Below are 14801 nucleotides of genomic sequence, written 5' to 3' on the forward strand. Positions count from 1 at the left end.
TTTTCATCCTTTTTAACCCTTTGCCCCTAAAGCCTGCCTGAATGCGGCGCAAGCGGCAGGCAGGGGAAAGTTTAAAAATCAGTATTTTAGCAAGTCCCCCCTTCCTGCAGCAGGCAGGTTTAGGGGATTTACGGGTAAAAGGACTTTTCGGAGTGGACTCAACAATAGACAGATTTATAAGTAAGTTGGTTTAATTCAAAATTCATAATCAAATAACTAATCCATAGGATTATAGGTGAGGTGTTGTTGTGTGCTGGTAGAATCTCTTACTATAGGGGATGTTGTATGGAAAACTAATTCCAAATCACACAATAATTTTCGTAATTTTGGCGAAATTTTAATTTCTTATACAAATTTAAATGCCAAATAAAATGGTTATTCTCTTTGGAGGCAAATCCCAACAGGTAATTGCAGTAGGTTCATCGGTTCAACTATCCAGCATCGAGATCGAAAAACTAGAATGGCTCTTTAGCGGAGCAAAATTGATTAATCAACCAAGGCTTGAGGGTTACTTTGTGGGACCAAGGCGTGAAATGATTACCCCATGGAGCACTAACGCCGTTGAGATTACCCAAAATATGGGCATTGAGGGCATACTCCGTATTGAAGAATTTTTTGCTGTTGATGGGGAAAACGCTGATTTCGACCCTATGCTCCAAGTACTTTACACGGAGTTGAATCAGAATATCTTCACCATTGAAAAACAGCCCGACCCCATAATTTACATTGACGATGTGGCTGCATACAATCAGCAGGAGGGGCTTGCCCTTAGCGACGATGAGGTGGAGTACCTCAACAGCCTTAGCCAAAAACTTGGTCGCAAGCTAACCGATAGCGAGGTATTTGGTTTCTCCCAAGTTAATTCGGAGCATTGTAGGCATAAAATATTCAACGGCACCTTTATTATTGATGGTCAGGAGAAGCCCAGCACCCTTTTCCAGCTAATCAAAAAAACATCCAAAGAGAATCCAAACTTTCTAGTTTCAGCTTATAAAGATAATGTGGCTTTTATCTCGGGACCATATGCAGTTCAATTTGCCCCTCTAACCCAGAATAAGCCCGATTTTTTCACCGAGAAGGAATTTCAATCCACCATATCGCTAAAGGCCGAAACGCACAATTTCCCCACCACAGTTGAGCCATTCAACGGTGCAGCAACGGGTACTGGTGGCGAAATTCGCGACCGATTGGCTGGTGGAAAGGGGTCGTTACCCCTAGCTGGAACAGCAGTTTATATGACTGCCTACCCTCGCCTAAAAGGGGGAAGAGAATGGGAGAAGAATATTGCCGAGCGTCCCTGGCTTTACCAAACACCAAGGCAAATTCTGGTTAAGGCATCAAATGGTGCAAGCGACTTTGGCAACAAGTTTGGCCAACCTCTAATCTGCGGTTCACTGCTTACCTTTGAGCATACCGAGAATGGCAAAACAATGGCGTTCGACAAGGTAATTATGCTTGCTGGAGGCATTGGCTTTGGCAAGAGCGAGCATAGCCAAAAGGACACCCCAGCCCAAGGCGACAAGGTGGTAGTACTAGGTGGCGATAACTACCGCATTGGAATGGGAGGCGGAGCAGTGTCGAGCGTTGCTACTGGAGAGTTTGCCAATGCCATTGAGCTGAATGCGGTGCAGCGGTCAAACCCAGAGATGCAAAAGCGTGCCATGAACGCCATCAGGGCAATGGTGGAGAGCGATAGCAACCCAATTATATCTGTCCACGACCACGGAGCAGGAGGGCACCTAAACTGCCTCTCAGAGCTGGTAGAGGCAAAGGGCGGAACCATTCACTTGGATAAATTACCCATTGGCGACCCCACCTTGTCGGCTAAGGAGATAGTGGGCAACGAGTCGCAGGAGCGTATGGGGCTGGTTTTAAGGGATGAGGATATTGAAGGCTTGAAGAAAGTGGCCGAGCGCGAACGCTCCCCCATATACGTGGTGGGCGAAACCACTGACGATATGCATCTGAGGTTTGAGGATAGTAAGGGCAATGCACCCATTGACCTACAGCTAGTTGATATGTTTGGCAACGCACCCCGTACCATAATGGAGGATAGCAATTTGAATGAGAAGTTCGAACCAGTAAAGTACGATACCAATAGAATACAGGAATACATTGAGCAGGTGCTTCAACTTGAGGCCGTGGCTTGCAAGGACTGGCTTACCAACAAGGTTGACCGCTCCGTTACTGGTCGCATTGCCAAGCAGCAGTGCGCTGGCGAAATTCAGCTACCGCTGAACAACTGCGGGGTAACGGCCATCGACTACCGAGGCAAGGAGGGAGTGGCAACTTCAATTGGTCACGCCCCAGCAGCTGCGCTAATTAACCCCGAGGCAGGCTCGGTGCTTGCGGTTGCCGAGGCGCTAACAAATTTGGTTTGGGCACCTCTTACCCACGGGCTTAAGGGTGTGAGCCTAAGCGCCAACTGGATGTGGCCCTGCAAAAATGCAGGAGAGGATGCTCGTTTATACGCTGCCGTTGAAGCACTTAGCAACTTCTGCTGTGCGCTGGGTGTTAACGTTCCCACTGGAAAAGACTCCCTGTCCATGACCCAAAAGTACAAGGATGGGCAAAAGGTTTTCTCACCGGGAACGGTTATAGTTAGCTCAGTTGCCGAAGTATCGGATGTGCGCAAGGTGGTTGAGCCAGTGATGGTTAAAAATGTGGCTTATCCAATCCTGTACATCAATCTATCAAAAGATGAGCATAAGTTGGGTGGCAGTAGCTTTGCCCAAACGCAGAATAATTTGGGCGACGATGCCCCAACCGTTACCGATGTTGAATACTTTGCCAAGGCATTCGGCGCAATTCAGGAGCTGATTGACAAGGGTTACATACTTGCAGGACACGATGTGTCTGCAGGTGGTTTAGCCACAGCCCTACTTGAGATGTGCTTTGCAAACAACTCGTGGGGAATTGAGGCCAACCTAACCGAGCTAACCAAAAAGGCCGACCTGGTGAAGGTTCTATTCAGCGAGAACCCCAGCGTTCTAATTCAGGTTGCTGTGGTTGATAAAGTAACCGCTATTCTTGCAAAGCACGGTATTGAATTTGCTCAAATTGCCAAACCCACACCAGAGCGGAAAGCAAGCATTATTGCCAACGGTGATACTGTATCACTAAGCATAGATGAGCTTCGCCATCTATGGTACAGAACATCGTATTTACTAGACCAAGACCAGAGCGGAAAGCAATTGGCTCAGGCACGTTACAGCAACTTTAGCCAGCAGGTGCTGAACTATAGCTTTAATAATGACTTTAAAGGCACGCTCGAATCGTATGGGTTAACAGCTACACCACCCGCAGGGAAGCGCAAGGCCAAGGGAGCCATTATACGCGAGAAGGGTGTTAATGGCGACCGCGAGATGGCATACTCCATGTTCCTTGCTGGGTTCGATGTGAAGGATGTGCATATGACCGACCTGATAAACGGCCGTGAAAACCTTGAGGAGATTGATTTTATTGTATTTGTGGGCGGGTTCTCAAACTCCGATGTGCTTGGCTCAGCCAAGGGATGGGCAGGCGCATTCCTATACAACGATAAGGCGCGCACAGCGCTAGATAACTTCTACAAACGTGACAATACGCTAAGCCTTGGGATTTGCAATGGATGCCAGCTAATGGTTGAGCTAAATCTGGTTTATCCCGAGCATAGCCAGCGGCCAAAAATGCTTCATAACGATAGCCATAAGTTCGAGTCGGGATTTGTGAATGTGGAGATACAGCCAAACCATTCGGTTATGCTCCAGTCGCTCCAAGGAACACGCCTTGGCGTGTGGATTGCCCACGGCGAGGGTAAATACCATCTACCCCTAAGTAAGGAGCAGTACCATATTGCGGGTGTTTATGGTTACGAGCACTATCCAGCCAACCCCAATGGCAGCGATTACAATGCGGCAGCAATATGCTCACACAATGGTCGCCACCTTGCCATGATGCCCCACCTCGAAAGGGCAATTTTTCCATGGCAGTGGGCGCACTACCCCGAAAATCGAAAGAGCGATGTGGTTACTCCTTGGCTCGAGGCATTTGTGAATGCAAGGAAATGGATTGAAGAGAGGAAGTGAGGGTGTTGATAAGTTTAAAAGTTGTTAAGTTTTATTCAATTAGTTTACAAACTCAAAGACAGTCCAAACAGAATCAACCCTCTACAGAAATAGCGTTAGGGCTTACTTGATATTGTTTGTAGCATGATGTTTCCGAAGAGTTACTTCGGTCTTCCGTCTTAGGAAACAACAGTATTATTGATGTCGAAAGTTCCATAATTAAACTATCAAACTAAATTTAAACAGTTTCTTAGTATATAGGTAAAAGTCTTTTTGTGTTATGCTCATTGGCATAAGTACATCTTGCTTGTAAATTTTTTCCTACCTTTGCCCACGTATGGGGGGTGCCCTTTTTTTGGGCTGAGATTATACCCTTTGAACCTGATGTAGTTAGTACTGCCGAAGGAACATATACCTGCCTCAACCCTACAGCATCTCCCTACAATTTTTTAATCTTTTAAAAGATAATGTATGGAGATACTAATCAATGACAAGCCTTATACCGTTAACGAGCACACCTCGCTCAGCTTAGCCCTTGAACTGATTGATATTAAGAATCAGTCGGGCATAGCCGTAGCCGTTAACAACCGGGTAATCCCCAAGGCTCACTGGCCTGGCCACACACTTAGCCCCAACGATAAGATCCTTGTAATTAGAGTTGCACAGGGGGGCTAGAGGGTGCTGACCATTAGAGAATGAGCAAACATACCGAGTAATCAAATCTTATAAATAGTAGATATCATGTCTAAAGCAATAACCCAGGAGCCCATACCTGGCTCAAAAAAGGTTTATATCCAAAGTCCAAATAACCCAACCGTTAGAGTGCCTATGCGCGAGGTGGCTATGTCGCCAACAAAAGGGAGCAATGGAGAGGTTACCCCCAATAGCCCAATTTATATTTACGACACATCGGGACCGTACACCGACTCCCAAATCCTGGTAGATGTACAAAAGGGTATTCCAAGAATTAGAGAGCAATGGATTGAGCAAAGGAACGATACCGTTAGGTTGTCCAAACCCACATCGGAATACGGAAATGAACGGTTTGCGAATAGGGAGTTGGATTCGCTCCGCTTTCCACACACCGTTGCAACTCCCCAAAGGGCTAAAGGGACTACGCCAATAACCCAGATGTACTACGCACGCAAGGGCATAATTACCCCCGAAATGGAGTACATAGCCATAAGGGAGACTCAGAACATTGAGGCAATGCACAGGGCTTATGCTGGAAGTAATGGGGCCGCTAACTCAATCCCACAACCCATAACAGCCGAGTTTGTGCGAAATGAGGTGGCAGAGGGCAGAGCCATTATCCCAGCCAACATAAACCACCCCGAGGTGGAACCGATGATTATTGGAAGAAATTTCCTTGTGAAGATTAACGCCAATATTGGCAACTCGCCCGTTACTTCGAGCATTAACGAGGAGGTGGAGAAGGCCGTGTGGGCTTTTCGCTGGGGTGCCGATACCATTATGGATTTATCGACAGGGCAAAATATTCATGAAACCCGTGAGTGGATTATCCGAAATTCTCCAGTACCAGTTGGCACCGTGCCAATATACCAAGCCCTTGAGAAGGTGAACGGAAACGTTGAGGAGCTTAGCTGGGAGGTGTTCAGGGATACTCTTATCGAGCAGGCTGAGCAAGGGGTTGACTATTTTACCATTCATGCAGGTTTGTTATGGGAGCATGTGCCTCTTACCGCAAAGCGCACCACGGGAATTGTGTCGCGTGGGGGTTCCATTCTGGCTAAATGGTGCATGCTGCACCATAAGCAGAATTTTCTATACACCCATTTCAACGAGATTTGCGATATTCTGGCTCAGTACGATGTGGCCGTATCGCTGGGCGATGGGCTTAGACCCGGCTCCATTGCCGATGCCAACGACCGCGCACAGTTTGCAGAGCTCGAAACCCTTGGCGAACTTACCAAAATGGCGTGGGATAAGCATGTGCAGGTAATAATTGAGGGCCCAGGTCATGTACCAATGCACAAGATAAAGGAGAATATGGAGCTGCAAGAAAAGCACTGCCATGGTGCTCCATTCTACACCCTTGGCCCATTGGTAACCGATATTGCCCCTGGGTACGACCACATAACATCGGCCATTGGGGGTGCAATGATTGGCTGGTTTGGCACCTCAATGCTTTGCTACGTAACCTCAAAGGAGCACCTTGGGCTTCCCAATAGGGACGATGTGAAGGAGGGCGTTATAACCTACAAGCTGGCAGCCCATGCTGCCGATATCGCTAAGGGGCATCCCGGTGCGCATTATCGTGACAATGCCATGAGCAAGGCTCGTTTCGAGTTCAGGTGGAGGGACCAGTTCCACATTAGCCTCGATCCCGAAAAATCGCTGGCCTTTCATGATGAAACCCTTCCCGACGAGGGTGCCAAGCTAAAGCATTTTTGTAGCATGTGTGGCGAGAAATTTTGCTCAATGCAAACCTCGCAGCAGGTAAACCAAATGGTGGAGGGGCTGGAAAAGAAAAAGGAGCAATTCGCCAAAGCGGGTGGCGATGTTTACGTAAAGCAGTAAGCTAATGAAGCTGGCGCTAATTACTCATCCCAACTCTTTTAGGTTCGAAGAGAAGATTGTTCAATCCCTTTTTGAAAATGGGTTGGAGTTGCTTCATATTCGCAAACCCGAGTGGGAGCCAGCAAAAATTGCAGAACTTGTACGTCAAATACCTGTACAGTTCAGGGAAAGGGTAACGTTGCATAGCCACTACTTTTTGGCCAACGATTTGGGTGTGGGTGGTATCCACATAACCAATACGGCAAAAGGGAAGAGGTACGAAGAAAGGTACAAGCATCTGAGAGTAAGCGTATCAACCCATAGCGTTGAGGAGGCAATTGGGCTAAGCTCAGCCTACGAGTATGCCTTTATTAGCCCAGTTTTTAGCAGTATATCAAAGAATGGGTATAATTCAGCTTTTGCCGATAACCAGCTTGCAGAGGCAAACAAATATTCGAAGGTGCCACTTTTTGCTCTTGGAGGTGTTGACATAGCTACAGCTCCAAATGCCAAAGGAATGAATTTTAAAGGTATTGCTGTACTTGGTGCGCTATGGAATAGAGAACCCCAGAATATTGTTAGTCATTTTATCAACCTAAAACAAATTGCCGATGACCTCCTTTAAACCCATAGTGCTCTGCATTTCGGGGTTCGACCCCTGCGGTGGGGCCGGAATACTCGCCGATTGCAAAACCATTGAGCAGCTAGGGGGTTACTGCATGGGTGTGGTTTCGGCCAATACCATACAAACCGAGAGCGCATTTATGGCAAACTGCTGGACAGATAGCCACTTTTTGCTAAGGCAGCTCGATGCTATTGTTGGAAGATATCCCATTTCTGCTTGCAAAATTGGGATTATTCAGTCGGTTGAGCTGCTTACCCTTATTGCTGAACGCCTTGCTGAGCAGGATTGTAACATCCCCATTGTATGGGACCCAGTGCTATCGGCAAGCGCAGGGTTTGCTCTTCACCAGCAAAGCAGGCTTAGGGCTACGGATATCCTTCCCAAAATTACCTGCATCACCCCCAATTTGCCAGAGGCACAGGCTCTTTTCGGCAATACCAGTTATGCAGATATTTCCGTTTCTACTGGCTGTGCTGTTCTGCTGAAGGGTGGGCATAGCAATGCCAGTGAGGTTACAGACACTTTATACTTTGGCAATGAGGTTCATCGGTTTACTCAACCCCGTTCCAAGTTCCAGAAGCACGGAACGGGCTGCGTGGTTTCGTCGGCCATTGCAGTGTCTTTGGCACTTGGCCAACCGCTGCCCAACGCCTGCAAGCAGGCGCAACAGTACGTAAGCGGCTATATCAACTCACACAATAGCCTTCTGGGCTTCCACAGTAACTATATCAGCAGAAATTTTAATTACGATTAGGTGCAATGAACAACATATCAAAACTACATTTTATAACAAATCAATGGAGCCAAACACCTATTTTTAATCAGGTTGAACGCTACATTAAGGGTGGTGGCAATTGGGTGCAGCTCAGGTTAAAGGGTTTTACTAAGGATGAGATGATTGAAGTAGGCAGACCAATATCATCCCTATGTAGGGAAAGCAACGTTAGGTTTATTGTGAACGACTGCGTTGAGGTAGCAGCCGAACTCAATGCTTGTGGGGTACATCTGGGCCGCGAGGATATGCTACCTGTTGAGGTCCGAAGAATACTTGGCCCTCACAAAATAATTGGTGCAACCGCCAACAATCTTGCTGAACTAGAGCATGCAATTGCTCAGCCCATCAACTACGTTGGGTATGGGCCATATCGATTTACAAAAACCAAGGAGAAACTTAGTGCTCCCATAGGGATTGATGGGTATAGAGAGGCCGTTAGCTTCATGGGTAGCAAGGATTGCCATATCCCAATAATTGCCATAGGTGGCATAGAGGTTAACGATATTGAGAGCATTTTAGGCATTGGGGTTTACGGAGTTGCCTTATCGGGCAACATATGTAATTCCGAGAATATAATTGAAGCAACAGAAAAATTACTACAAACCATTCAAAATATCCAATAGCTATGCTAACCATTGGAAACGTAACTTTTAAATCGAGACTATTCACCGGAACGGGGAAGTTCCCATCCAACGAAACCATGAGCTTGTCCATAAGGGAGTCGGGCTCGGAGCTGGTAACTCTTGCGCTTAAACGCATCGACACCAACAACCCCAACGACGACATGCTCAAGCATTTGAGGATTCCCGGTGTACACCTACTACCCAACACCTCAGGGGTTCGCAATGCCAAGGAGGCAGTTTTTGCTGCTCAGCTTGCCCGCGAGGCCCTGGAAACTAACTTTATTAAGGTTGAGATTCATCCAGATCCCCGCTACCTGCTGCCCGACGGGGAAGAGACTCTTAAGGCAACCTACGAGCTTGCAAAGCAAGGCTTTATTGTTTTGCCCTACATTGCTGCCGACCCCGTGCTTTGCAAAAAGTTGGAGGATGCTGGAACAGCAGCGGTTATGCCACTTGGTTCGCCCATAGGGAGCAACCGTGGGATACTTACCCGCGATTTTATAAAGATAATTGTTGAGCAAAGCAACGTGCCTGTGATTGTTGACGCTGGCATTGGTGCTCCCTCGCACGCTGCCGAGGCAATGGAGATGGGGGTTGATGCCGTGCTGGTTAACACCGCCATTGCCGTGGCGGGTAACCCTATTGAAATGGCGCGTGCCTTTAGGTTGGCCGTGGAGGCTGGACGTATGGCCTTTGAAGCAAAACTGGGAAGGCAATCGGTTGAGGCCCACGCCAGCAGCCCACTAACCAAATTCCTCGACGAGAAATTATAGCCAATTATGCCATTTATTGATACCATAGAGAAAGTGGATTGGGATAGCGTAACCCATGATATATATAGCCGTACACCCTCCGATGTAGAACGTGCCCTGTGCAATGCGGGGAGTGGAAACATTCAGGATTTTATGGCGCTTGTATCACCAGCAGCCGCTCCTTACCTTGAGCAAATGGCTCAGCTGAGCCACGGGCTTACCCAGAAACGATTCGGGAAAACTATGCAGCTATATATCCCCTTATATCTTTCCAATGCCTGCTGCAATAGTTGTGCTTACTGCGGTTTTAGCCATAAAAACCAACTTAAGCGACGCACCCTTTCGTTTGACCAGATACTGGAGGAGGCCCATGCCATTAAAAGAACTGGGTTTGAGCACTTGCTGCTGGTAACAGGCGAGTATCCCAAGGAGGCTGGCTTTGAGTATCTGCTAAAAGCGGTGGAGCTGCTGCGCCCACATTTTAGCCAAATATCCATTGAAGTGCAACCTATGGGAGCCCAAGAGTATGCTGCGCTATCGGCCAATGGGTTGAATACGGTTTACGTGTACCAGGAAACGTACAACAGAGAAACCTACCCAACCTATCATCCCACGGGGCCAAAGGGCGATTATGCCTACAGGCTCGAAACCCCCGAGAGAATTGGTAAAGCACAGGTACACAGGGTGGGGCTTGGCGTACTTCTTGGGCTGGAGGACTGGCGTGTTGATAGCACCTACCTTGCAATGCACCTTAGGTACTTACAAAAAAACTATTGGAAAACTAAATACTCGGTAGCTTTCCCGAGGTTGCGCCCGCATACTGGTAACTTTCAACCAAATTTTCCCGTGAGCGATAGGGAGCTAATTCAGCTAATTACCGCCTACCGCATTTTTGACGAGAATGTGGAGTTAGCCCTCTCTACCCGTGAATCGGTAAGGTTCAGGAATAATGCCTACAAGCTGGGCATAACCTCCATGAGCGCAGGCTCAAAAACCGAACCCGGTGGCTATGCCAATGAGCGAAAAGATTTGGAGCAGTTTCACATATCCGATGGCAGAACCCCACAAGAAGTGGCCGATTATCTGAGAAACGATGGCTACGAGCCTGTTTGGAAAGATTGGGATAAGGTTCTGCAATAGCCAAGTGTTTATATACAAAGACGCTAGGGCATTTTGCGTCCTAGCGTCTTTTGCGTTTAGGTGGGTTTACATCAAATCGAACCTCACATTCTGCAACCTGCCAAGCTCCGGCATTACAAATCCGTTTACCTTACCTTCCTTATTGCGGGTAAACTCAAGAATACCAAATATGCTGTTATGGAACCTATCGCCACTAACGTGCTTAAGCTCCATCCTATCAACTCTAAAGTATTTCATAAAAGTTGAAGGGGTTTGAACGTAAAGCGTTCCATTCTCAAAGGTTACAGGGTACTCTATGTTCAAATCGCTTTGGATGTAGTGTCCAGCAAATAGCATAATATCATCCTCTCCCAAAGCAATTCTTTCGCCAACTCTTGTGCCATTATGTGAGTTTTTCCGCTGATGCCAAACCATTTGGTTAACCTTATTGTCTTCGGTTTTTACAAAAGTGCATTGAGCATTAAATGCCTTTAGGAAAAAGTTGTAATCGTCCTCGGCAAATAGTTGAAATTTATCATCATCAGGCAAAACAAGCCAGAATGTATCCTGCTCAACCTTAAAGGTTAACTCCATACCATCGGCTAGCTCGTAGGTGCCTGCAAACTGCTTCGCCTTTTCAACGTTCAGGGCCACCTCAATTCGGGGTTTAGCTGGCTTTTCCTCGATTTTATTGGAAAGCACTATGTCGGCAATTCCATTAACAATGCCCCAAGCATTAATGTTCTCGTTGTTAAAATGTGCAGTAATTACCAGGTTGTCATTAGGGAAAATCATTAAGTAATTTCTGAAGCCAGGAACCCCTCCCTGATGCATAACGAGCTTAATGCCTTTGTGCTCTCTAACAAAGAAACCGTATGTGTATGATATACTGTCGCCGTTATCAAGCGTGTTGTATTTACTAAAGATTCGGTTAATCATCTCAGCATTCCCAACTTTTGGCGAAAGGAAGTTCTGTCCCCATTTAATCATATCGCTTAAGTTTGCCCAAACATTTCCGCTACCGTAGCTATAGTCGGTGGTGGAACTAACCTTTACGGGTTTCCCCTCAACTATCTCGTAGCCAATTGCATCGTTCACCAGCCTTAGATCTGGGCGGGCGTTTACCAATGCCGTTTCCATACCCAGCGGTTTAAATATCCGTTGATTCATAAAATCGGCAAAGGACATTCCGCTAACCTCTTCAACAATGCTGGCCAGAAATGAGTAGCCTCCATTGGAGTATACATGCTGCGTGTTTGGTTTGAAGTTTAGCTGCGAATACTGCTTAAGCAGCTTAATTTCATCGTTATGACTCCACACCTCGTCGAAGGAACTGCCAATCATTATTCTTAGCCAATCGGTTGAGGCTATGCCACTGGTATGCTGGAGCAAATGTCGTACGGTTATCCTATGCTCATAGTCGGGTAAATCTCCTAAGTACGTTCTTATATCCTCATCCAAATCAATTTTCCCTTCTTGCTCCAGCAGCATTATGGCGTAGGCGGTGAACTGCTTGGCAACCGATGCCAGATCGAACAGGGTGTTCTCATCGATTTTAAGGTTTTGCTCAACGTCCATTATTCCGAAGGAATTCTTATAAATAACTCCACTGCTCGAAAGTACGGCAATTGCGCCACCGGGAAGGTCTTCGCTTAGCTGAGTAATCATTAGCGAATCAATTTTGCTTTGCAGGTTTTCAACTTGAGCAACACCTGAGGTCGCTGAAAAGGCTAACATCATCTTTACTAGTGCGATAGTTAAAATTAGATTTTTCATTGTGTAAGGTTTAATGATTGACTAAAAAGTGTAATTGTTTATCATTCAATTAATAATATTCAGCTATACCAGCTCATTTTTGCTTGTTTGTAATTGCTGCCATTTTAGTGCACGGGGCCAAAGTATTCTGCAAAGTAAAGCGTGGCTAAGCAGAGGACTATACATAGAGCAGCACGCGACAGAACCATGGTCCAATAAGCTTTTCTATCTTTCTGAACGGTGCTTACTAATTTGGTTACTCCACTGCTAAATTTCTCGTAGAAAAAAACAATTCCGAATGCCTTTAGCGAACCTAAAGTGAAAACGCCTGTTAGAATCCATACCGATACCATCTGTAAACTAAATGCTTGAATCCATAAAGTAATTAGAATCGCTAATCCTATAATGCCTCCAATGAGATACCACGCTGGACGCTTCCCCTTTGTATTCGCTTCTTCTGCCTTAAAAAAGAGTTCGGGTTTAACAATTTGAATTACTGTCCAAGCTAGGCTTCCTAAGGCCAGTGATCCAAGTGTGATTATTATAAATTCCATAATGCATTTGTTTTTGATTGTTTTATTATGTGCTATTTGATTTAATTAAAGGAGTAAATGCTTATAAATCAATTTCTAATTCGGCTGTTTCCGTTTTTAAAATCCAGTTTCCTTCCTTTTGAATAATGTAAGCATCGGGGTATCCGTATTTAAACCCATCTACAAATAACATCTTATCATCAATTACCTTAGCCTCAACTTGAATCGGCCCACCAAACGAGAACGACTGATCGATATGCATCCCCATCATTCTACCTCTTTTGTTAAATGACAGGCGAAGTCCAATCTCCTTTTTCTCGTGTACCAATCGCACCCAGTAGCTCGATTTAATGGTTCCACCCGGGATTCTATAAAAGTTATACCCTAAAAAGTTTCCTTTTTCTCCCGTAATCTCATCCCATATCTGGTCGAGTTTTTTTGTTGATACTAAAATCTTTAGCATTAGCCCCGCTTTTTTTCTAACGTACCTAAAGTTTTCCTCACCAAAGGCAACGGCAATCTTCTCAGCCTTTTTAAACCGTTTGGTATCTTCTGTTAGATCTTGCCAAAAGGGTAGGTCAAGGATTGATGGGCCATTGTTCAGGGTAATTATGTTTGTATTTCCTGCTTCCTGAGAAATCTCATAATTATATGTACCTACATTGAAATTGCCCGATATGCTGATTGTTGAGTTCTTCTTCGGGATTGGAAGGGCCGTGAAAGGTTCGTCGAAAAGAATGTTTTGTAAGTTGCTAACTATCGCCTTGTTTAGACGTACCGATTTCCCAATCTCCATTAAATCATGGGTATGATTGGTAAGTACAACCATATATATATTGTGCTCGGGAAAATATCCAGCTTCGCAAACATAGCCAAGGGTACCTCCATCGTGAAAGCGGTATTCGTTCCCTTTCCGCATTCCAACTTGCCAACCATAGGCATAGCTATCGTTTCCAGTGCTGATTTGCTTTCGAAAGAGCCTGTTTGTGTTCAGCGAATCTAACACATTGCGGTTGGCAATGTTATACATCCAGGTATGTAAATCGTGAGCCGATGAGAAAGCACCCCCCGCTCCAAGTACCCATGAGTCGTGCCAGTAGTTGGGTGTTTTATGATGACTTGGCAATCCAATGTAGGGCTTTGCCAACAAGTTTTCCTGCACATTCTCGCTTCCAAATGTGGTTGAGTTCATCCCCAGTTTCTGCCAAAAGTTTTCCTTAAGAAATTCGCCATAATCCTGTCCGCTTACCTTTTCAACAATTGCTGCCAGTAGTATATAGTTCATGTTGCTGTAGTCGTAAGTTTTGCCTGGCTTGCTATCGGATGTTAGCTCGCCAAAGTAATGTACAAGCGCACTGGTTGATATGGGGTGAGGTTCAGGAAAAATTATACTCTCGATATCGTAGGTTTTACTGCGCGAGAAATCTTCGTAAATTCCCGAGCTCATGCTAAGCAGATGGTGGATTGTTATATGGGATACTGTTTCTCCAAGCGCAGGAAAGTAATCGGATATTTTATCTGTTAACTCTAACCTACCATCTTGCGCCAGCTTAAGTATTGCGGTGGCAGTGAATTGCTTGGTAACGCTCCCAATGCCATAAACCGATGAGTTGCTGTTTTCTGTTCCATTCTTTATATCGGCATGCCCAAAGCTATTTTGATACAGTATTCTATCGTCTTTTGCAATTAGAATGGTTCCCGAAAATCGACCGTGAAAAGCATATCCTTGCATAAGGTTTTCAATGTTAGCCTCAATTGCTTTAATATTTACCGAGGGCTCCTTTACTGGAATCCCATTTGTTGGATTGCTTTTGCTGCAATTGCTTAAGAGCAAGATGACTAAAAACAGAATGGTTATTGCTTTCATTGTTTTATTGGTTTTGTGGTTGCAATTCTAAATTATTTGAGAGCAAATATAGACGTCAAAAGTCCTTAAAATCAGTAACTATATGTATTGGGCGGATAAAGTGATAAATAGGGGAGGGCGCTATTCAAATTGAATTCATCAACCCAAATGGGTAGTTCAGATAATAAATTGGCAATTCATCAATTT

11 protein-coding genes and 1 riboswitch are annotated in these 14801 nt (G+C 45.6%); of the genes, 8 read left to right on the plus strand and 3 right to left on the minus strand.

Going from position 1 to position 14801, the window contains the following annotated elements; genetic code table 11:
• The first annotated feature begins 371 nt into the window (after positions 1-371).
• The 8 genes from purL to thiH all read left to right on the plus strand — a co-directional run bounded on the left by purL (position 372) and on the right by thiH (position 10481).
• A complete protein-coding gene (purL, locus tag G8O23_RS00530; protein WP_166360621.1) occupies positions 372-4067 on the plus strand; it encodes a phosphoribosylformylglycinamidine synthase in 3696 nt (1231 codons plus the stop codon).
• Between the two features lie 309 nt (positions 4068-4376).
• A riboswitch (TPP riboswitch) is annotated at positions 4377-4471 on the plus strand.
• A gap of 46 nt (positions 4472-4517) precedes the next feature.
• Positions 4518-4721: a sulfur carrier protein ThiS gene (thiS, locus tag G8O23_RS00535; RefSeq protein WP_166360622.1), complete on the plus strand. Its 204-nt coding sequence runs from the start codon at positions 4518-4520 to the stop codon at positions 4719-4721.
• Between the two features lie 66 nt (positions 4722-4787).
• Positions 4788-6587, plus strand: coding sequence for a phosphomethylpyrimidine synthase ThiC (gene thiC / locus G8O23_RS00540; protein WP_166360624.1), 1800 nt, complete (start codon positions 4788-4790; stop codon positions 6585-6587).
• A 4-nt stretch (positions 6588-6591) separates the two neighbouring features.
• Positions 6592-7191 (plus strand): thiamine phosphate synthase, encoded by a 600-nt coding sequence (locus G8O23_RS00545; protein WP_166360626.1) that lies wholly within the window; start codon positions 6592-6594, stop codon positions 7189-7191.
• Entirely contained in the window at positions 7178-7945 is a 768-nt protein-coding gene (locus G8O23_RS00550; protein ID WP_166360628.1) for a hydroxymethylpyrimidine/phosphomethylpyrimidine kinase, read from the plus strand. The genes G8O23_RS00545 and G8O23_RS00550 overlap by 14 nt, the downstream gene beginning before the upstream one ends.
• A 5-nt stretch (positions 7946-7950) precedes the next feature.
• Positions 7951-8589 (plus strand): thiamine phosphate synthase, encoded by a 639-nt coding sequence (thiE, locus tag G8O23_RS00555; RefSeq protein WP_166360630.1) that lies wholly within the window; start codon positions 7951-7953, stop codon positions 8587-8589.
• Between the two features lie 2 nt (positions 8590-8591).
• Positions 8592-9362 carry a thiazole synthase gene (locus G8O23_RS00560; RefSeq protein WP_166360632.1) on the plus strand — a complete coding sequence of 257 codons (771 nt, stop codon included), beginning with the start codon at positions 8592-8594 and terminating at the stop codon, positions 9360-9362.
• Positions 9363-9368: 6 nt separating this feature from the next.
• The gene (gene thiH, locus G8O23_RS00565) at positions 9369-10481 is read left to right on the plus strand and encodes a 2-iminoacetate synthase ThiH (protein WP_166360634.1); all 1113 of its coding nucleotides are present in this window, start codon (positions 9369-9371) and stop codon (positions 10479-10481) included.
• A gap of 66 nt (positions 10482-10547) precedes the next feature.
• Here the strand turns inward: thiH and G8O23_RS00570 are convergent, their stop codons facing one another.
• The 3 genes from G8O23_RS00570 to G8O23_RS00580 all read right to left on the minus strand — a co-directional run bounded on the left by G8O23_RS00570 (position 10548) and on the right by G8O23_RS00580 (position 14615).
• A complete protein-coding gene (locus tag G8O23_RS00570) occupies positions 10548-12236 on the minus strand; it encodes a serine hydrolase (protein WP_166360636.1) in 1689 nt (562 codons plus the stop codon).
• Between the two features lie 104 nt (positions 12237-12340).
• Complete coding sequence (locus tag G8O23_RS00575; protein ID WP_166360638.1) at positions 12341-12769, minus strand: hypothetical protein; 429 nt, start codon at positions 12767-12769, stop codon at positions 12341-12343.
• 61 nt (positions 12770-12830) lie between these two features.
• Positions 12831-14615, minus strand: coding sequence for a serine hydrolase domain-containing protein (locus G8O23_RS00580; RefSeq protein WP_166360640.1), 1785 nt, complete (start codon positions 14613-14615; stop codon positions 12831-12833).
• Positions 14616-14801 lie beyond the last annotated feature (186 nt).

The organism is Perlabentimonas gracilis (genome assembly GCF_011174675.1).
Classification (GTDB): domain Bacteria; phylum Bacteroidota; class Bacteroidia; order Bacteroidales; family Tenuifilaceae; genus Perlabentimonas; species Perlabentimonas gracilis.

Excerpts from the sequence above, each read along its gene's own strand:
- thiC (WP_166360624.1), top strand. The coding sequence starts at position 4,788 with ATGTCTAAAGCAATAACCCAGGAGCCCATACCTGGCTCAAAAAAGGTT.
- G8O23_RS00560 (WP_166360632.1), top strand. The coding sequence starts at position 8,592 with ATGCTAACCATTGGAAACGTAACTTTTAAATCGAGACTATTCACCGGA.
- purL (WP_166360621.1), top strand. The coding sequence starts at position 372 with ATGGTTATTCTCTTTGGAGGCAAATCCCAACAGGTAATTGCAGTAGGT.
- G8O23_RS00570 (WP_166360636.1), bottom strand. The coding sequence starts at position 12,236 with ATGAAAAATCTAATTTTAACTATCGCACTAGTAAAGATGATGTTAGCC.
- thiE (WP_166360630.1), top strand. The coding sequence starts at position 7,951 with ATGAACAACATATCAAAACTACATTTTATAACAAATCAATGGAGCCAA.
- G8O23_RS00550 (WP_166360628.1), top strand. The coding sequence starts at position 7,178 with ATGACCTCCTTTAAACCCATAGTGCTCTGCATTTCGGGGTTCGACCCC.
- thiS (WP_166360622.1), top strand. The coding sequence starts at position 4,518 with ATGGAGATACTAATCAATGACAAGCCTTATACCGTTAACGAGCACACC.
- thiH (WP_166360634.1), top strand. The coding sequence starts at position 9,369 with ATGCCATTTATTGATACCATAGAGAAAGTGGATTGGGATAGCGTAACC.
- G8O23_RS00575 (WP_166360638.1), bottom strand. The coding sequence starts at position 12,769 with ATGGAATTTATAATAATCACACTTGGATCACTGGCCTTAGGAAGCCTA.
- G8O23_RS00580 (WP_166360640.1), bottom strand. The coding sequence starts at position 14,615 with ATGAAAGCAATAACCATTCTGTTTTTAGTCATCTTGCTCTTAAGCAAT.
- G8O23_RS00545 (WP_166360626.1), top strand. The coding sequence starts at position 6,592 with ATGAAGCTGGCGCTAATTACTCATCCCAACTCTTTTAGGTTCGAAGAG.